Origin of the sequence: Micromonospora sp. WMMD1082 (genome assembly GCF_029626175.1) — a bacterium.
GTDB lineage: Bacteria > Actinomycetota > Actinomycetes > Mycobacteriales > Micromonosporaceae > Micromonospora.
The window spans coordinates 876,788-895,084 of sequence record NZ_JARUBM010000002.1; the positions used below are offsets into that span (position 1 = coordinate 876,788).

Here is an 18,297-nt window from a genome sequence, read left to right on the forward strand (position 1 = left end):
GCGGCGCCCGTAGGGAGGATCATGAGAACCGACTGGTGGCGAGGCATTGAGCCAGATATGTGGCGTTTCGTGGGCGAGCCGCTCGGCAACGCGCGCGAGGACTACGCCGCTGTCCTGTCTGCCCTGCTGCGGCTCAGCGGCACGGCGCCGATGTCGACCATGCGGGACATCGCCGAGCAGATGACGCGGGACGGATACGGCGACCCGTTGCCGACCGAACTGCTGCGGTCCCGACTGGACGAGTTGGTCCAGATGAGGCTCGTCCTTCCGTTTTTGAGCCCGACCGCCGCCAGAGAAGACCTGCGCGACGGCCACCGCCGTCAGGAGGCGTGGTCGCTGAGCAAGAAGGGTCGGATCATCGTCCGCTCGGTCCGGGACGCGATCAATGACCTCGATCGGGTCCTCGCCCTGCCGCCACGGCTGATCGATTCCATCCAGGACACCCTGCGCCAGCTCCTCGTTCACCTCGACCAAGAGCCGATGCGGGTCGCGCTGGACATCGCCACCGTGCGCTCGCACATCGGCCAGCTACTCAACGCCGCCGGCGACTACTACGAGGCGATGCGCATGCTGAACCAGCACGACGTCACCGACGACGAGGTGTTCGGCGAGAGCCGCACCCGGATCATGCTCGTGCTGCGGCAGTTCGTTCAGCACACCCAGGCAGCGCTCGCACCGTTGCGGCGCAGCCTCCAAGACGTCCGTACCACCGGTTACGCCGTCATCGCCGAAGCCGCCGCCCCGGGTGCCGGGGCGGTAGCGGTTGGTGACACGGCGGCCTGGATCGACGACGCCGTCGCGGACCTGGAGAGCCTCGACGCCTGGTTCACCCCCGGCGGCAACATCGACAGAATCATCGACTCCGCCCTCTATGCGATCGACGCGCTGCTGTCAGCCATCACGCGTCGCTACTACGCGTCCAACCGAACCAGCGACCTGGCAGCTGATTTCCACGAACTGGCCCGGATGATCCACGCACAGGAGTCCACGGCACATGCGTACGGCGTGTTCACCGCGGCGACCGGTATCTGGGCGGCCCAGCACCCGCAGGCCCAAGTCGACGATGACGACGTCCTCCCCGCCGCCATGACCGCCGGCGCACCCGGTACCGAGGTAGTTGTGAGCGTGCGAAGCCGCGCCAACAGCGCGCCGGCGCCTCGCTCACCCCGCCGGATGGAAAATCTGACGCTGTCACGCCAGGCGGAGGAGCACGCCGCGATGGCGGAACTGACGCGGCTAGCGGAGTTGTCGGCTGGCCTGGTCACGCCCGGCGTGGTAAGCCTGACGCACTTCGCCGGCATCGACGGCGCGCATCTGCTGGTTCTGGTCGAACTGCTCGAAGAGGCGATGGACAGCTACGACGCCGATCTGGGCTACGGGGAGGCGCTCACGCTGCGCTGCCGCATGCGGCTCACACCCGGGGACCCCGGCCGGGTGGTCACCATCCCGACCGCCGAGGGAACCCTGACAACGCCCGACATGCGGATCGAGATCTCGGCGGTTGGTGCGCCGCTGGCACAGGCGGGCCGATGACGGACCTGGAACACGTCCTCATCGACGACGACGACACGCTCGCCGAGCTGACTCCGGTCATCTCGGCGGTGCTACGCAAACCATTCCTCACCGAGGAAGCCGAACCAGACCTCTACCGGCGGGCCCGCCTGCAGGAGAACGAACTCCGGCGATGGTTCCAGACGACGCTCGGATGGCGGCTCAAGATCTCGGCCTTCGGCCGGTACGTCCGGCTGTTCAAACGTCGTGACCGTCCGCCAATGGACCGAAATCCTGTGCCCAGCGAGCAGGGAGGCAAACCATCGGTGCTGGTCCTAACCCTGCTCTGCCTGGCCGCCGAGCAGCTGTGGCGCCGCCCGGAGATCACGTTCGGCGACCTGCAACGCGAAGTGATCCGCACGTGCGCCGCCGAGTCCAGCCGCGGCGAGTTGCCGGCGTTCAACGTCGTCACCCAGGCGGGCGAGCCACGTGCGCGTGCCGAACAGCATCGCCGCGCTTTCGTGGACGCACTCATGCTCCTGCAGGAGTGGCGGATCATCACCAGCGACGGCCCGCTGGCCTCCGCCGGGACAACAGTCGCCAACGACGTGGTGATCACCTGCAACCCTGAACGGCTCAACGACTTGCTCGCGGCACCCGCGATCTCGCAGCTGCAGATCGACATCAGCCAGCCACACACCCACATCCCGAAGCTGTGCGAGGACCAGTCCGACCTTCCCGAGCACGCCTCGGAAAGCCAACGAGACCTCCAGCGTCGTCACCGCGCCCTTCGCGCTGTGATCGACGACGCGGTCGTCGTACTCGACGGCGAGGGCAGCGAGGCCCGATACCTGGCCTCGCCCGGCGGACGCAGACAAGCGCTGCACGCCGCGCTGACCGCCGGGATGACCTGCGTTGTCCGTCGAGACCTGTGGCTTACCGTCGACCCAGGTGGCCGCAGCACTGATCTCGAATTCCCCCAACCACGGTCCATCACCGGCCAGGCAGCACTCCTTCTCGTGCGGTGGCTCAACAGCAACGAGGCAACCGCAGCCGTGAGCGAGGAGGCATGCCAGGCCGTCATCGGCGAGGCCAAGGCCAACAACCCGGAGTGGGCTAAGTCCTACCGGTCTACCGCGACGCTTAAGACCCTCACCAGAGAGGCGCTCGCCACCCTGGTCGCCGCCGGCGTGTTGACCCAGACCAGCCACCATCCCCCCATGTGGACCGCAACCAGCGCGCACGCGTACTGGCGGGTGCGGGTCACCGCCGCCGAACAGCACGACGAACCACCCCTCGCCGACAGCCTCTTCGACCATCAGGACGGCAACCGTGACCAACCCCGGTGACCACCGTGCCGACATCACGCTCTTCGACACCGGTGCCGGCGCCACCCACGCCCTCACCGTCGACGCCGTACCCGCTGCGGTGGGACGCTGGCAGCCCGTACGGGCCGGCGTCGTGAACTCCTGGGCATGGGTCGACGAGCAGTTCCTGTTCTGCAACGGTTGGAGCGCGCTGGTCGGCCCCAACGGCTCCGGCAAATCGCTGACCAGCGGCCAATGGTTCCCCACCATGATCGACGGGGACACCCGCACCTCTGCCCTGTCCATGGCGCAACGCGGTGCAGGGAACCTCGCCGACCGTCACCACAATCGAACACCGGGCAGGGAGAAGACCGGCGCCTGGTGGCTGGAGTTCGGATTCCGCACCCCCGAGGGAGACCTGCGGTGGATGACCCTGGGCCTGTGGATCCGCTGGCGAGGCCAGAAGTCCGACGGGCTGGAGCGGGCGTGGTTCGTCACGCCGGCCCGGGTCGGCGCCGACCTTCACCTGCACGCAGACGGCGCGCCGATTGACATCGACGGATTATGCCAACAGCTGGCCACCTGTGAAGGGCAAATCTTCACGAGCCAGGACCGGTTGCAGCGAGCCGCGAGCCGGCACGGCGCCGCGGTCAACGACGAGGCCGCGTACGCCGATGCCGTCCGGGTAGAACTGTTCCCCGGCACCGACCGGGACCAGATGACGGCGTTGACCACCGTGCTGCGGGCCCTCCGCAGTGTGCGGGTCAACGACCGCATGACCCCCGACGAGATGCACGCCACCCTCACGTCGGCCCTGCCCGCACTCTCGACCGAATACGTTGAGCTGCTGGCGAAGAACCTCGCCCAGTCCAACGACCTGCTCGAAAAGGTCAACAACGCCAAACGTGAACACGACCTGCTGAACAAGCTGTCAAAAGCCTACGGCCGCTACGCCGACACCGCCGCCGGCGCCACCGCTCACGCGCTGCTCGCCGCGCACGACGACGTGCAACGGGTCGAGCACGCCACGGGCAAACTGGCTCGTGATACAGCGGACCATCAACGCCGGCTCAGCCAAGCCACCCAAGCCAAACGCGACGCCGAGCAGCACCTGGAGGAGCTGAGGATCACCGGCGAGCTGCTGCGACGCCGTACTGAGGGGCACCCCGGCAGCCATCTGCCCGAACTTGCCGCCGCAGTCGAAGCCGCCCACAAAACCGCCGAACTCGCCGCCGCCACCGCCGCCGAGCGACGCGGCGAAGCCGATGACGCCCGGGGCGAGGAGCGCAAAGCCTCCGAAGCCTTCGACAAGGCGGCTCGTCACCTCACCGGTGTCATGGCTTTGCTGCGCGACCATGCGACCCAGGTGAGCGCAGAAGCCTTCTGCGAGCCGTTCCAGACGACGACCGACGCCGTAACAGCTGACCTGGCGCAACCCCATGCCGTCGGCGAGGCAGACCTACCCGGTCTGGCCGAACCGGTGAAGACCTGGCTCCATCACCGTGACACAGTCATTGGCCAGGTACGCACCGCCATCGCCCACCTCGCAGTTTGTGAGGGCATCGAGGCGCAGGCCAGCACCAGACACGCCTCCGCCGTCGACGAGCTGAGCGCCGCGGAACGCGAGCTCGGCGCACGCCAGGAGCAGGTCACCGGCCACCACGAAGAAGCGCTGCTGGCGCTGCGGGCCTTCAGCGAACAGCACGGTCCGGTCCTCGGCCCGGTACCGGTACAGCTGATCGCATCGATCCCGATCCAACCAGACACCGTCACCACCTGGGCGGACCAGGCGTTGGAAGGCGCGCTGCGTCGGATCGACCTCGAAGGGGCCACCGCGCGGCACGACAAAGCGCAAGAGGCCGCCACCTCGGCCGCCGAGCGCCTGGCCGAGGCGCAGCAAGCCACGGCGGCAGCGGTCACCGGTGTTCAGTCCGCAACCACCGCCCTCAAGGAAACGATTTCCCGACTGCCCTCGCCACCGCAGGACGCGACGCGGTGGACCAACGCTCTCGACGCGATCGACATCGGTAGCGATTCGTCCTTCAACGCCCTACCCCACTGCGATGCGGCCATGCAGGAGGCAACCGATCGTGGTGAGTCACTGCGCCACGCGGCTGACGCGCTGGCCACGGCGCGCCAGCTCAACGCTCGCGCCGGCACCGACGCTAGCGTTGCCCAGGAAGCAGCCGAGCAGATGGCGCGTACAGGCGAACGCCACACCCAACAGCTCGCCCGTTGCGACGACGCAGTGGCCGCGTTCGTACAGCAGGTTACCGAATGGGCGGCGTCGTTGCAGGTCCTCATCCTGGAACCGCACGAGCTCCCCCGAGAGGCGGACGCCCGAAACGGCGACCTGCACTCCTTCCGGGCCAGCATCGCCACCGTCGCGCGTCCCCGCACCGAGACACCACTGCGGGAAGAGCTCGAAACCGCCCGGCGCGAAGCACGAAACCTTGAAGGGCAATTGCGGGCGCTCGACGAGAGGATCACACACGCGGAAACCGAGGAACTGCCACCCGAGGCCCCGTCCTGGCGCGCCGATCGAACCGGGCGCACTGGCGCGCCCCTGTGGGCCCTGGTCGACTTCGCGCCGCACCTGTCCGATCGTGCACGGGCCACCGTCGAAGGCGCTCTGCTCACCGCCGGTATCCTCGACGCCTGGGTGGACCCCGAAGTCGACGCGATCGCCGGTGACGTGCTGCTCAAACCCGGCCGGCCGGCACGCGGTCGCAGCCTCGCGGACGTCCTGATCGCCCAACCCACCGACACGATCAGCGCCGAGCAAATCACCAGCATCCTGCGCCAGATCGGCTACGACGCGGACCACAGCCCTGGTGGTGTAACTTTCGTCGGCGAGCAACTACGCACGGAATGGGCGACCGCCACGGCGCCCGCCACGTGGCAGCCGCAGTACATCGGCGCGACCACGCGCGCCGAACAGCGGCAACGGTTTCTGGAGCGGCTCCGCCGCCAGCGCACACAGCTTGCCCTGGACGTCCAAACTGCCCAAGCGGCCGAGACCGCAGTCAACGAGCGCATCGCAACTCTAGTCCGCGAGGCGGTCCTGCCCGACTTCACCGACCTGCTTACCCAACGGGCAGCCCTCGCCGAAACCCAGACCGCGCTCACCGTCGCGACGGCCGCCCACGAGTCGGCGGCCGTGCGCGCACGCGAGAGCCACGATGAGGCGCAGGCCGCGGACAGCCGCGCCGCGGAAGCCTGCCAGCGGGCGGGTGCTCCCACCGACTCCGGGATCGTCGCTGCGGCAGTCACAGCCTGCGCCAAGCTGGTCCAGCAACTACAGGCCAGCCGCAGCCAGGCGGAAATCCTCGCCCAGACACTGGCGGACCGGGCAAGCCGGGTGGAGAGGAAGACGCTGGCGGACAAGGCCGCCGCGACGGCGCGGGAGGCCGCAGAGCAGGCGCGCCGCCAAGACGAGCAGGCCCGCCGGAGCCGTCAAGCCGTGCCGCCCTTGCACGATCTGCGTGAGGCCATCGCGCAAGTTCAGGAAGCAGAAACGCTCTTCGAGCAGGCATCGGCAGCCGAAGCTGCGGCCCGCAGCGACCTGGAGCGATGCCGAGCCGACACCGGCGAGGCACGCCGGCGACGCACAGCAGCCGCAACGACCAAGGACGGACGCCGGCTCCCGCTGGAAGAACCCGACCTGAAGGAGTTCAACGCCGCGGTCAGCCGCTTCGCCAAATGCGTCGAGTCATGGGTCGGAGCGGCGGCACGTCTGATCCTCGTCCGCGACCAAGCTCAGGCCGCTCGGGCAGCAGCCACCGCCGCATCCCAGCGAGCGGCCATAGCCGTCGAAAAGGAAAGGGAAACGACCGCACACGCCAAAGCGGAGCAGCACAGGCTCAACGAGGAACGCCGGCTGCACGAGCACACCTTCCAGCAGCTGCTCGACGACTACGAACGCAACGGCGCGAAGCAGCAGGAGGCCAAGACCCAGGCCGCCAAGCACGACGCGGACGCCCGCGCCAGCGAAAAACAGCTCGCCAAGCTGGAAGAGCGAGCGACCACGTTGGCTGCGGAGCTCGAAAAGGCCCGCGAAAGTTGCGCCGAGACGTACGACCGCCTCCTCGAACTGTTCGACCACGGCTTAATCGCAGACGTCACCGACGGGCCGAGCTACGAACGCCCCACTGACCTCGCCGCGGCCACGGCCGTGGCCAAACGGCTCGCCCCGAGCGTCCCGGCGCAGAGCGTCCGCGAACATCTGCAGCGGGAGTCGGCCAGGCTGGTGAACGAGCTTCGCCCCGTCGCGGAGGTCTTCATCCGCATGGGCCGCCATGTCAGCGAAGAGGAATTCGGCACGGGCCGGTTACGCCGCATCGTGCTCACCGACAGTGACACCTCGCTCGACGCCGCGGCCCCGGCTCGGCCACTCCGGCAGGCAGTCGCGGACATCAGCCGTCGACTGGACGGCCTTCAACGTGACTACGACGATCAACTCCGCACGGAGATCAAGGGCTCCATGTTCACCCAGCTTCGCGCGCAGATCGTCGCCCGTATCGACCTGGCCAAGCAGATCGTCGAGGCCATCGATGCCACGCTCAAGGGTGTACGCACCGGCGTCGAGCGGGTCGGTGTCCGCCTGGCCTGGGAGGAGCGCCACGACGACCCGATCGCACTGGAAGCATTGCGCTACATCCAAGCAGCCAACGTCGACGGCAACTTCGACGACATGTACGAGTTCTTCATCGCGCGCTTGGCGGACGAGGACAAGACCGAATCGGCATCAGAACGCATCGCGCGGGTCTTCGACTATCGCACCTGGTTTGCCTGGCGCGTCGAGGTCACCCACAAGGCGTTCTCGGATGAAGCACATCCCGACGAGGTGTTCCGCGAAATCACCAAGCGCAAGAACCCTTTGGACACCCTGTCCACCGGCGAGAAGCGCCTGGCCAGCATGCTTCCACTGCTCGCCGCGGTGAAGTCCTTCTACTCCACACCTGGCTTCATCGGCCCCCGGATGGCCTTCATCGACGAACTCGACGCAGCCTTGGACCAGACCAACATGCGCACCCTGCTCGCGCTACTCCGCAACTGGGACCTTGACGTGCTCGCCACCCTGCCCACCATGGGAAAACTGCTTGTACCCCAGCTGGAGACGACAGCCATTCACAAGATCATAAGGAGCGGCAGCGGTGCCAGGTTCAGCGTCCCCTACGTCTGGCGGGGCGCCGGGCTTCCCGAGGCTGTCCGCATCTCCATCCCGGGACAGGCGGCTCCGCGCGCCGCAGACCCTTCGGGTGATGCGCCGTGAGTGACCTCCACGACCCCGAGGTACGACCGCTCTGGCAGGCCGTCAAAGACCGGCTGGTGATCACGGGCGACCTGACAGCCATCAAGAGTGTGCGCGTCGCACTGAGCACTGCCGGTCTCGCGCGCATCAACGGCTGGCTCGCCCATGCCCCCGGCACGACGCGCCGGACCCGCCGCCCCCGGCTGGTTTCCCGAGATGGGTGGGTCTCGGTACCCGTCGACCGAATCCGGGAAGCCCTGGGCCCAGCCATCGACCTTGCCGACATTCTGCGCGACACGGTCGGCATGCCGGATGTCCTGCAGCCCAACCGCCGGCTCGCCGCGATGAAGACCGACGTGTGGGCCTACGCCCAATCGGTACTGCCCGACGCACCCCAACTCCTGCAGCACCTGCGATCGGGCGGCCTGTCCGAGACCTCGGTCGAGGACCGCCGGCGCCTCATCAACGCACTCGCCCGCGCCCACTCGCTCATTCCATTGCAGCGGCCGGTGCCCCTGCCAAGGCTGTCCCTCTACTGCGCCGGCGATCCCCACTACTTCGACCTCAACCCGCCCGGCCAGGGCAGCAAACTAGTCATGCTCGTCGCCGAACTCACCGGCCAGCCGACCGCAGCCACTACGCCGAACAACCGATTCGCACTCCTCGCACGCGCCGGGATCTACCCGGATCGGGTCAGCGCCACCGTCATCGTCCTCAACCTCGCCGCCACCGGCGATGGACCCGTGGACGAGGCCATCGGGGCCGCCGCGGCATCCAGACGCCCTCTGCACATAAGCCTCTACGACCTCACCGTTCACCGACCCCGCATATCGCTAGCCCAACCGATTCTCGTCGTCGAGAACCCGTCGGTCATCGAGGAAGCCCTCATCCGCGGATACCGCGGCCCCCTCGCCTGCACGTCAGGAGCCCTGTCCGCCGTGGACCACGAGTTCCTTCAACAATTGGCCGACGACGGCGTACCCATCCACTACAGCGGAGACCAAGACCCCGCCGGCGTGTACATCGCTGAGCTCGTACGAACCCGATTCGGGGCACACATCATCACGCCAGCACGCGGGCAGCCCGACGGTGAGAAGTCCGACGCCCCTGTCTACCAGGAGAGCGCGCCCTACCTGGAACTGCTGCTCGGACCCGACCCATCCGATCCACTCCATTCGGCGTCGGAGGCTGGGTGCCTATCAGCGGAAGCCCGCGCCTGATCATCTCGATCGGTCGAGCTTCGTCCGAGAAGCCCCGGGCCGCGTGCGCCGGGCTGGGTCCGCCGAGCGCGATTTGGGCGGGCCAGCCGGGCAACGCATGAGGGCGCCGGCCCTGTAGTTATACCGTGCTTGGATGGCTAGATCCTTGAGTGCCGCACCGGCTAGCCCACCCTCAAGAGGTCGCCAACCAGCTCATGAACCGCTCCGTAGGTGTCTGGCGACAGGTCTTCCGGAACCTCTGCCTCCCGGGTGCGTACGAGGTCGTCGAGGAGCGCGCGAAGTTCGGCTGAACGGCCGTCGGCGCGTGCTACTCGCATGGCGTCGATCCAGGGATGGTCATCGAGGCGGGCGGGATCTGCGAACCAGGCTCGTTCTACGGCCCATCTGGCGCCGGTGGTGTCTCCCGCAGCGAGATAGAGATCCACGAGTTGGTGGGCGGTATCTACCACAGCGGAGGCGAGGTTGTGCGGTTGGACGTCGCTGCCCGGTAGCCAGGTGTACGGATTGCGGTAGCCGGACGAGTAGGGCAGTTCGGCACCGGCGAGCGGTTCGCCTCGGACGAGTTCGAGTGCCTGGCGCAGGTCTGCGATGCCCGCTGCTCCCCTGGCTTCGCCGCGGGCGCGGAGGCGACGGAACAGTTGCCAGTCGAGGAGTACGCCTGGGGTGAGACGGTAGAGCCGGTCCGCCCCGGCGTTAGGGGGCAGCCAGTGGGTGCCCTCGGCGGTCTCCCCGAGCCAGCGGCGTACCTTGCTGATGGCGACGCGGCGACTTCGTGCGTTGACGCCACGTTCTGGCCATAGGGCGTCGTCGATCTGTTCGCCGGTTGCTCCGGCTCTGCCGCGTTGCGTTAGGTAGACGACCAGTTCGGAGTAGAAGCGGATGCGCTCGTCGGGCATCTCGCCGGGCGCTTGGACGTCGACGGGGCCGAGGATGGCGATTCGCGGGCGGTGCGGGTCCGGTCGATACCAGGCGTCGAGGTCCTCATCGAGGGTTGGATCATGGGGTTCCCGGGACCGGTTCGAGACTGCGGGTGCGGTTCGGGCGGTCGCTCCGTTGGTGATCGGTGTGAGAGCAGCGATGTCGACTGGTTGCGTCGCGTTGGTGCCGGCTTGGGTGGGCGCCGGGGTGCTGCGGTCGGATTCGGGCACGGCCGGTCGCCTTTCTTGTGCGTGTTGGTCCGCTGTCGAGTCCGCGCCGGTCGGGTTTTCGTGTACGGCACGGTGGTCGGGATCGGCCGGTTCGTTGTCCTCGACGTGATCCGGTGCGCTGCCGGCGTCGAGGAGGTGCCCGTGTGCGTCGGTGCCCTCGGCCCATGGATCCGGATCGGTCGCGGCTGGAACGGGTTCGTCACCCGGCTGGTCGTCGATAGGTGCGGCAGCGCGGGCGGCGCGCATGACAGGTGCGAGACGGGCGAGTTGGTCGCGGGGCAGTCGGGTGGCGGCGGTGTTGGTGATGCTGAGCCAGTCGATGGCCAGGCTGCCGTCTGCGCTGACGTCGACGTGCCAGGTGGTCGGGGTTTCGGCGACGGCGGCGACCGCGACGGCGCATCTGCCGGCCAGGCGGAGTTCGTCCGCGAGGGCGGTGAGTTGATCTTCGACGTTCGTGGTGTCTGCGATGAGGAGGACGTGCGGCATCCAGGCGTCGGCGACGATGTCTGCGACCCGTCCCGCGAAGGTGGTGGTGATGCCGATGTCGGTCATTGCCTTGGCGTTGGCTGCGGCGCGGCGTCGGGCGCGCTCGATGGCATTGGCGGTGGAGGTGGCTGCGGTGATCCGGTTGCCGCCGATGGCGAGGAGGTGGTCGACGTCAACGGGGTCGAAGCCCGCGAGCACCACTTCGGCGTCGTCGCTCCACTGGTTGGTGGCCAGTTCGGCTGCGACGTATCGGATCAGGTCCCTGCTGCGTTCGGGCTCGCCGCTGATGGTGAGTAGGCCGGTGCGTTCGAGGTCGATGAGGAGGTGGTCGCCGCCGGGTCGGGATGCGACGGTGACGAGGACCGGCAGTGGCGCCAGGGTGTCTTCGACGTCGGGAAGGGTGGCCGTGGCCGGCAGCATCCAGTCCATCGCGGAGCTGTCTGCTTGGAAGGGTGGGGGCGCGGAGGTGTTGGCGTGGGCGAGCATGAGGTGGACCTCGCCTTCGGAGAGCCAGGCAGCGGCGAGGTCGGGCAGGTCGTCGGGGTCGTGATCGCGGAGGCCGGTGGCCAGTGTCCGTAGAGCGTGGTCGAGCCGGTTGACGTCGACCGGTTGGGCAGCGTTTCGGACACGCCGTTCGATGGTGGGGTTGGGAGTGGGGATTCGGCGGCCGGGCCGGCGGTGCTGGCGTTGACGACGTCGGCGTTGCGTCAGACGAGCCAGGAGGAGTGCGGCAAGGAGGCCGGCGGTCGCCAGCGCTGCGGTGATGGGTAGCGCGACGTCGAAATCTCTTCCGTCGGCGTCGTCGGCCGGCTCGTCGTCGACGATTGATGTGGGGGCAGGATCGGGCGTTGACGGCTCGGTGGGCACCGGTGGTGCCGACACGGATGCCTCCGATGTCGGCAGGGCGCTGGCCGTCGACGACGGCTCCGGAGTCGTGGTTGGTGGCGTCGGGACCGTGGGTGTGGCCGGGGCGGGTTGCTGCGACGGAGCGCCGCGCGGGACTTCTTCGGCCGTTGGCGGTGTGGGGGGCGTGCGCAGTTTGCCGGTGGCGTGGCGCCGAGGGCCGCTGTCGGTGGCGTCGGTGGGAAGGTTCAGCACCTGCCCGGCGACGATGTGGTCGGGGAAGCGAGGATCGGCCTTCTTGAAGGCCGGGTTGAGCGCGGCGATGTCGACGTAGCGGTCCCCGTCGCCGAGGAATCGTTCGGCGATGTGGTAAAGCCAGTCCCCGCGCGCCACTTCGTACGTCGGCCTCGCCGTGGCGGTCTTTTCGCTGACGGTGGTGGTCGCCAGCGTCGTATTCAGGGATACATGGGTGGCAGTCGTGGGGGTATGTGTGGCGGCGATCCCTGGGGGCGTGGACGGCATCGTGATCGCGTTTGCGCTGGCAACGGCTGGCGCTGCCCCGATGGACAGGGCTGCGGCGACGAGCGCGGCTGCGCGACGTTGCTGCCATGCGAGGCCGAGGATTCGCGGGGGCCGCCAGCGGAAGATGTGGCAGATGATCTCCACGAGCAGCGGGAGGGCGAAGGATGCCCAGCCAATCCATCCGACCCAGGTGATCGCGGTGAGTAGCAGGCTGCCGTCGTCGGGGGTGGTGAGCAACTCGCCGAGGTGGGACCAGGACGGCAACTCGTCGGGCAGAGGATTTCCGGCTAGGGCGTAGAGGGCGTAGGGGATTCCTCCGAGCGTGGCCAGGATGCCTAGCTGGGCGGTGATGCGGGTGGTGAGGCCGACGGCGCGCGGGCGGCGTGGGCGTGGAGTGCTGCGAGCCGGTTTGGCCATGGATCATCCCACCAGCAGGGTTGCGGTGACGGTTGCGTGTGCGGGGATCGTGGTGACGCCGGGCAGGACGTCGACCAGGAGTGGGTCGTAGTGAACGGTGACGGTGACGGTGAGTTGTTGGCCGTCGTCGTCGACGGTGGCCTGCCACTCGCTGATGCCCGCGGTGGTGAGGTAGTCCCCGACGGCGTCGATGGCTTTCGTGGTGTCGACTGCCTTCGTCTCGCCGTTGATAGCTTCGGGGAGCCGGATCGCCTGGCCGCCCGCCCTCGCGGCTTCGGCGGCGATGTTGTGGGCGCGCTGGGTGGTGCGGACGTACCCGGCGCCGTCGCCCGCCAGACCGATCATGGCGATCAGGCCCGGCAGGACGATCGCGTAGAACAGCCCGATCCGACCGGCGTCGCGGCCGGTCGGGGGGTGTGCACAGCGGCGTCCATTCATCCGGACCTACTTCGAAAAAGATCTAGGGGAGAGCTGTAGACGGCGGTGATCCACCGCGAGGTCGGCATGCCTGGCATCGCGCCGGCGGACAGGTCGACGCGGCATTCGACAGTGACGGTCACGCTGGCAGGTTCGCCGACGTCACGGGCGAACTGGCCGGTGTCGACCGTGACGAGCAGGTTGAGGCAGTTGATGCCCTGGGCGTCGAGTGTGGTGTGGATCGAGGATTCCGCGCGGCTTTGTGCGGTGGTCGCGTCGCGGGCGAGCGATGCGGTTCGCGCCGCTGAGTACGTTGCCGCGTCGAGCGCGGCGTTTGCCAGGGAGATCCGGCCGACGAGCATGGCGAAGGCGGCGACCAGCAGCAGGCTGGGTGCCAGGATGGCCAGCTCGATGGTGACTGAGCCGCGTTGTCTCTCTGGTTTCCGTTTCACGAGTCGTCTTCTGTGGTGAATCGCTGGATCGGGCTGTAGGCGGTCTGGCTGATGGGGATCCGCATGCCCAGCCAGCCGAGGGTGGTGCCGGTGACGGTGACGCGTACTGCGGTGGGTTCGGGCGCGCCCTCAACGACGGGGGTAACGGTGATCTCCCAGTCATTAACCGCATCACCCATACGGGTCAGGTAGGCGCTGGCCTGTGTCTGGCCAGCTCCGTCGGCGGCGCCGTAGGCCGCCTCGGCGGCGGCGCCCTGCTGGGCGGCGGCTAGGGCCACCGTCCTTCCATAGAAGACCAGCGCCACCTGCACACCGAGGAGGATCAGCATCACGAAGACTGGGAACAGGATCGCCATCTCGATGTTGGTCGAGCCCCTGTCATCGGCCAGACGCCTGGGCCAACGTGACCGCCGGCCCAGGCGCCCGACACGGGTGTGCGTCACGGTGCGGCCGGGGCTGCGGCGTCCGGCCAGATTCCGATCCATCCGAGCACGTAGTCCGACGCGGCGGTCAGCAGTGCGAGCGCGATCACCGCGGCGATCGCGTAGATGATCGCGGTCGGCACGACTTCGCCCCGGTCATCGTGGCGTAGCGCGGCGAGTAGACGCAGAACGTACCCAGCCTGGGCGGACGGCCTTGTGGCATCCATCGCGGAAACCTCCTGATCGTGGTCAGTTGACGGTGGGCGCGGCGAGCAGCCGGGCCGCGAAGGGATAGAGGGCCAGCAGCATGAGGACGACCAGCAGCAGAGCGCCGGGGATCTCCAGTTGCGAGGTGCGCAGCTCGGCGCGGGCCAGTTCGTCGGTCCGGATCTGGGCGCGTAGGGATGTGGCTCGGGCCCGCAGCGTCCGGTAGACCTGGGCACCGGTGACGCCTGCGGCCTGCATGATGTCGCCGAGGTCGCCCAGTTCCGGCACGCCGAGGTCGGTTCCGAGTTTCTTCAGGCCGTCCCAGGGCGCGGAGACAGACAGTTCGGCCCGCAGCAGCGTTTGCCGAATCCGTGCGAACACCCAGCCGCTGCCCTTGCTCGCCGCTCTGCTGAGGGATTCCTCGGTGCCTCGACCAGCGGCGCGCTGCAAGGCCACGAGATCGATGAAAGCGCAGACGGCGCGGCGGCACTCGCGTCTGGCGACGACAGCCTTGCGGCCGACGTCCCGGTAGACGATCACGATGAGCAGCGCGGCGAAACCGAGCGCTGCGACGACCGGGACGCCGGTGCCGAAGTCGCGCCCCATGAGCGCCAGCAGGCCGAGCACGACCGACGGCACGGCGAGCCCGAGAAGCCCTGCGACGATGAGGCTGGTGACGAATTCCTCGGGGCTTCGTCCCAGCAGCCGCAGGTCAGTGGCGGGTATGATCCGCTGCATGCGGTCGGCCAGACGACCGATGGCCTTCGACCCGCCCGACCGGGAAGCCACCACGTCGGTCGGTGGTTGCAGCCGGGCGAGTGCTGGGCCGAGAGCAGGGCTGGCGGGGCGAAGTTCGTGGACGGCGAGGAACGCCGCGAGACCGAACCCCGCACCGAGTACGGCGGTGACGCCGATCCAGGTGGGCGTCATGACGAAGTCCCTCCGGCGCTTGTGTTCGTGGAGAGGAAGCGCTCCTCGGCCGGCGGCAGGCTCAGCGTTCGCGCCCACCACAGGCATCCGATGAAGCCGCACGCGAGGATCGCGAGCACGACCTGCCCGCGGGGCTCGGCGTACGGAGCGGTGTACTGGCCGCTTGCCAGGCCGAACCCGACCAGCAACACCGATCCGACGGTGAGGAAACGGATCTGGAACCGTGCGCGGGAGCGTTTGGAAGCTGTTTCGCGCCGCATCGCCACCTCGTCGGCCGCGGCCTCCGCGATACCGGTCAGCGCGTCGGCCAGCCGGGCACCCCGGTCGCTGAGGTGCAACGCGAGGGCCACCACGACCTGGTCGCTGACCGGATCCCGAAGGGCCTCGGCGAACGCGTAGAGCGCCGCTTCGACGTCCCAGCCGGCTTGGATGCGCGCGGCGAGCAACTGCACGTCGGCGGCGATGGCGGCGGGGGCTGTCTGCGCGGTGTCCACGATGGCCTCTTGAAGACCAACGCCGGAGTCCTCCACGTCCCGCAGGCGGCGAGTCCATGCCTCCACCGCCTCCACCCGGGCGATCGTGCGCTGCTCCTCCCGGCCGGCCGAGAGAAGCCACGGCACGCCCGGAACGGCGACGGCGACGAGAGGCGCCGCCACCGGTATCCCACTGATGATCCAGGCGAGGACGCCGGCGGCGAGCGCACCGAGCGCCCAGGCTTGGTGCCGGCGTTGGGCTTGGAGGGTCGTCCCGGATCCGTACCAGATCCAGCGGGCACGCGCCGCCCACCGCGACGGCGGACGGTCCCGCTCGCCGGTTCCGGTGATGGCGCTGATCCCGAGCGCGAGACTGCCGACGAGACCGGCACCGATTAGCGCGGCGACGAGGATCGGATTCACGCCCGCACCCCCAGCCGAGGCAGAGGGCGCGGCCAGGCACCCCGCCCGCGGTGCGCGGTCAGGATCGTCGGGTCGTAGCCGGCAAGAAGGAAGTGCTGCTTGAGCCGGTCCGGCTGGTGCATTGGCACCGCCCGGCCGTCCGGGCCAGGCCCGAAGATCTGTGTGGTCCGGGGCCGGCCGTCCTCGACCAAGCCGCCTACTTCGACGACGTGGGACACGAAGCGGTGCTTGCGGCCCCCGATCGCGCTTTCATCGATCATGCCGACGTAGACGACAAGATCAAGAGCGTTGGCGACCTGGAGGTAGGCCCTCCGGTCGGACCGCTCGTCGCGGTGGCTGAGCGCCAACTCCACGACACGGTCGAAAACCAGACCTGGCTCGCGGGCGTGGATCGTGCACAGGGAACCGTTGGTAGTACCCATCGCCTGGAGCATGGCGACGATCTCGCGTGACCGAACCTCGCCGACGATGATCCGTCGCGCGTTGAGCTGCAACCCGATCGGAATCAGGTCATCAAGGGTGATCTCACCAACCGGTCGGCCGTCCGCCCCTCGCTCGCCATGACCTTCCCGGGTCTCCATAGAGACGGCCCACGGGTGGCGGCCGGTCTTGTGCAGGCCCAGCTCGCGCGCCTCCTCCATGACGATCATCCACTCATCGGCGGGGATCTCGCTCGCCAGCGCCCGCAGAAGAGAGGTCTTACCGCTGCCCGGTACACCGGCGACCATGATGTTGAGACCGGCCCGCATCGCCGCACGAAGGAAATCGCGCAGCAGCGGGTCGATCATGGCGCTCTTGTTCGCGTCCGTCTGGTCCAGGGTGACCAGCTCGTCGAGAGTGACCTTGAGAATCTGGTGATTACGGATGACCGCGACCGGCCGCTGCGTCACCAGATACGTCGCCGCGAGCCGCTGACCGCCGGGCATCTCCATGCTCAGCGTCGGCTTGTCCTTGGTCAGCGCACGCTCGGTGCCACCCGCCCGCCTCGCCAGGGCCTGGAGGAGCAGCACGAGTTCTTCGTCGCTGTCAGCTACGGGGGGCTCGAAGTCGACGCGCCCGTCCGGACGCTCGACTCGCACGCCGTCGCATCCGAGGATGGTGATGGTGTCGAAGGGCTCACGCAGCAGCCGGTCGAGCCGGCCCAGGCCCAGCAGCGCGGCGAGCACGCCATCGAGCAGCCGCTGCTCGTAGTCGCCGCTGAGCGGGGTGCCGCTCATTCGTTGCTGGTCGACGTACTGGCTGACGCGCTGTGAGGCGATCTGCCGCCCCTCGGCTTCTCGCTCCGAAGCGCTGACGTACTCACGCCCGGCCAGCAGGCGCGACAGTTCGTCGCTGACGGCGTTCTGGAGCGACCGGATAATGGCGTAGTCGGGCTCATTCGGCGACGGGCCGGGCGCCGGAGGCCGGGGTGGTGCGACGAGTGCGGCGAGGCTGCCGTTGGCGTGGCCATTCTGTCGCTGTCGAGCGGCGCTTTCCATCGTGGCAGCCACATCGGACGGGTCGCGCCACCGTGGGTGCTCAAACGTCGGCATGGATGGCCTCCCGCTTTCCTGGGCCGCGAAGGCGGTCACGCCGGCCGGTGATGGCACGCATGACCTTTCCCTCGGCTGCTGCCGCCGCGCGAAGCAACGGCCGCCGTGTGCGGACCGTGCCGCCCTCTGCGAGCACGCGGGCGGATCGGTCATCGTGGGGCAGATGGGCGATCACCGGGACGCCGAGGTGCCGGGACACAGCACGGTCGTCGTAGTCGCCGTCACCGACCACCAGCAGCCCGATCCGGCCGTCGCTGCCCGGACCGGCACCCGCGAGTAGCGTCTGCACGGCGGCGCGGCCAGGCAAGAGTGAGGCCAGCGTCGGTTTCACCGCCAGCAGGACGAGGTCGGCGCGGCTGAGCAGCGGCCACGGCGTGTGTGGGGCAACGAGCCGGCCGCAGTCGGCGATCACGTCGAACCGTGGGTCACGGTGTTCGAGGGAGGCAAAGAAGCCCGCGAGGCCGTACCAGTTGGGATCGAGGCTGGCCGCCTGCGCGGGGGTCGCGATACCCGGCAGGAGCAGCCGCTGCGCCCCCGGCGGGTCGAGATCAACCAGTTGAGACCAGAACTGCTCGCCGGCCTGCCCTCGCAGCTCGGCCACGACGAGCTGCATCAGACCGTGCCCGCCATCCAATTCCAGGTGCCGCAGGTAACCGGCCGCGATATCGCCGCCGGCCGGGTCGCACTCGGCGAGCACCACCGGCCGCGACCAGGTCAACGCGAAGGCCAACCCTGCGGTGGTCACCCCAGGCG

13 protein-coding genes are annotated in these 18,297 nt (G+C 68.6%); 4 read left to right on the forward strand and 9 right to left on the reverse strand.

The genetic code is table 11. The features are described from left to right. The first annotated feature begins 69 nt into the window (after positions 1–69). From O7615_RS04280 to O7615_RS04295, 4 genes are read left to right on the forward strand one after another with little or no spacing between them, the layout of a single operon-like run. On the forward strand, positions 70–1,533 hold the full coding sequence (locus tag O7615_RS04280; protein ID WP_278175941.1) for a DUF2397 family protein: 1,464 nt from the start codon (positions 70–72) through the stop codon (positions 1,531–1,533). Continuing rightward, positions 1,530–2,840 (forward strand): DUF2398 family protein, encoded by a 1,311-nt coding sequence (locus O7615_RS04285; protein WP_278175943.1) that lies wholly within the window; start codon positions 1,530–1,532, stop codon positions 2,838–2,840. The genes O7615_RS04280 and O7615_RS04285 overlap by 4 nt, the downstream gene beginning before the upstream one ends. After that, on the forward strand, positions 2,824–8,073 hold the full coding sequence (locus O7615_RS04290; RefSeq protein ID WP_278175945.1) for an SbcC/MukB-like Walker B domain-containing protein: 5,250 nt from the start codon (positions 2,824–2,826) through the stop codon (positions 8,071–8,073). The genes O7615_RS04285 and O7615_RS04290 overlap by 17 nt, the downstream gene beginning before the upstream one ends. Further along, on the forward strand, positions 8,070–9,272 hold the full coding sequence (locus tag O7615_RS04295; RefSeq protein WP_278175946.1) for a DUF2399 domain-containing protein: 1,203 nt from the start codon (positions 8,070–8,072) through the stop codon (positions 9,270–9,272). The genes O7615_RS04290 and O7615_RS04295 overlap by 4 nt, the downstream gene beginning before the upstream one ends. A gap of 161 nt (positions 9,273–9,433) precedes the next feature. Here the strand turns inward: O7615_RS04295 and O7615_RS04300 are convergent, their stop codons facing one another. The 9 genes from O7615_RS04300 to O7615_RS04340 are packed head-to-tail and all read right to left on the reverse strand — an operon-like array spanning position 9,434 to position 18,244. Continuing rightward, positions 9,434–12,688: a LysM peptidoglycan-binding domain-containing protein gene (locus O7615_RS04300; RefSeq protein WP_278175947.1), complete on the reverse strand. Its 3,255-nt coding sequence runs from the start codon at positions 12,686–12,688 to the stop codon at positions 9,434–9,436. Positions 12,689–12,691: 3 nt separating this feature from the next. Continuing rightward, complete coding sequence (locus tag O7615_RS04305; RefSeq protein WP_028192598.1) at positions 12,692–13,126, reverse strand: pilus assembly protein TadG-related protein; 435 nt, start codon at positions 13,124–13,126, stop codon at positions 12,692–12,694. Further along, positions 13,123–13,557, reverse strand: a complete 435-nt coding sequence (locus O7615_RS04310) for a TadE/TadG family type IV pilus assembly protein (RefSeq protein WP_018790567.1) — start codon at positions 13,555–13,557, stop codon at positions 13,123–13,125. The genes O7615_RS04305 and O7615_RS04310 overlap by 4 nt, the downstream gene beginning before the upstream one ends. Beyond that, positions 13,554–14,042: a TadE family protein gene (locus O7615_RS04315; RefSeq protein WP_080644108.1), complete on the reverse strand. Its 489-nt coding sequence runs from the start codon at positions 14,040–14,042 to the stop codon at positions 13,554–13,556. Before O7615_RS04315 ends, O7615_RS04310 begins: the two co-directional genes overlap by 4 nt. After that, a complete protein-coding gene (locus O7615_RS04320; protein ID WP_018790569.1) occupies positions 13,997–14,206 on the reverse strand; it encodes a hypothetical protein in 210 nt (69 codons plus the stop codon). Before O7615_RS04320 ends, O7615_RS04315 begins: the two co-directional genes overlap by 46 nt. Before the next feature lie 22 nt (positions 14,207–14,228). Continuing rightward, complete coding sequence (locus O7615_RS04325; RefSeq protein WP_028192597.1) at positions 14,229–15,116, reverse strand: type II secretion system F family protein; 888 nt, start codon at positions 15,114–15,116, stop codon at positions 14,229–14,231. Next, complete coding sequence (locus O7615_RS04330; protein ID WP_278175951.1) at positions 15,113–16,012, reverse strand: type II secretion system F family protein; 900 nt, start codon at positions 16,010–16,012, stop codon at positions 15,113–15,115. Before O7615_RS04330 ends, O7615_RS04325 begins: the two co-directional genes overlap by 4 nt. Then, positions 16,009–17,544, reverse strand: a complete 1,536-nt coding sequence (locus O7615_RS04335) for a CpaF/VirB11 family protein (RefSeq protein WP_278175953.1) — start codon at positions 17,542–17,544, stop codon at positions 16,009–16,011. The genes O7615_RS04330 and O7615_RS04335 overlap by 4 nt, the downstream gene beginning before the upstream one ends. After that, complete coding sequence (locus tag O7615_RS04340) at positions 17,531–18,244, reverse strand: ParA family protein (protein WP_278175954.1); 714 nt, start codon at positions 18,242–18,244, stop codon at positions 17,531–17,533. The genes O7615_RS04335 and O7615_RS04340 overlap by 14 nt, the downstream gene beginning before the upstream one ends. Between the last annotated feature and the right edge of the window lie 53 nt (positions 18,245–18,297).

Excerpts from the sequence above, each read along its gene's own strand:
- O7615_RS04285 (WP_278175943.1), top strand. The coding sequence starts at position 1,530 with ATGACGGACCTGGAACACGTCCTCATCGACGACGACGACACGCTCGCC.
- O7615_RS04300 (WP_278175947.1), bottom strand. The coding sequence starts at position 12,688 with ATGGCCAAACCGGCTCGCAGCACTCCACGCCCACGCCGCCCGCGCGCC.
- O7615_RS04305 (WP_028192598.1), bottom strand. The coding sequence starts at position 13,126 with ATGAATGGACGCCGCTGTGCACACCCCCCGACCGGCCGCGACGCCGGT.
- O7615_RS04315 (WP_080644108.1), bottom strand. The coding sequence starts at position 14,042 with ATGGATCGGAATCTGGCCGGACGCCGCAGCCCCGGCCGCACCGTGACG.
- O7615_RS04320 (WP_018790569.1), bottom strand. The coding sequence starts at position 14,206 with ATGGATGCCACAAGGCCGTCCGCCCAGGCTGGGTACGTTCTGCGTCTA.
- O7615_RS04325 (WP_028192597.1), bottom strand. The coding sequence starts at position 15,116 with ATGACGCCCACCTGGATCGGCGTCACCGCCGTACTCGGTGCGGGGTTC.
- O7615_RS04335 (WP_278175953.1), bottom strand. The coding sequence starts at position 17,544 with ATGCCGACGTTTGAGCACCCACGGTGGCGCGACCCGTCCGATGTGGCT.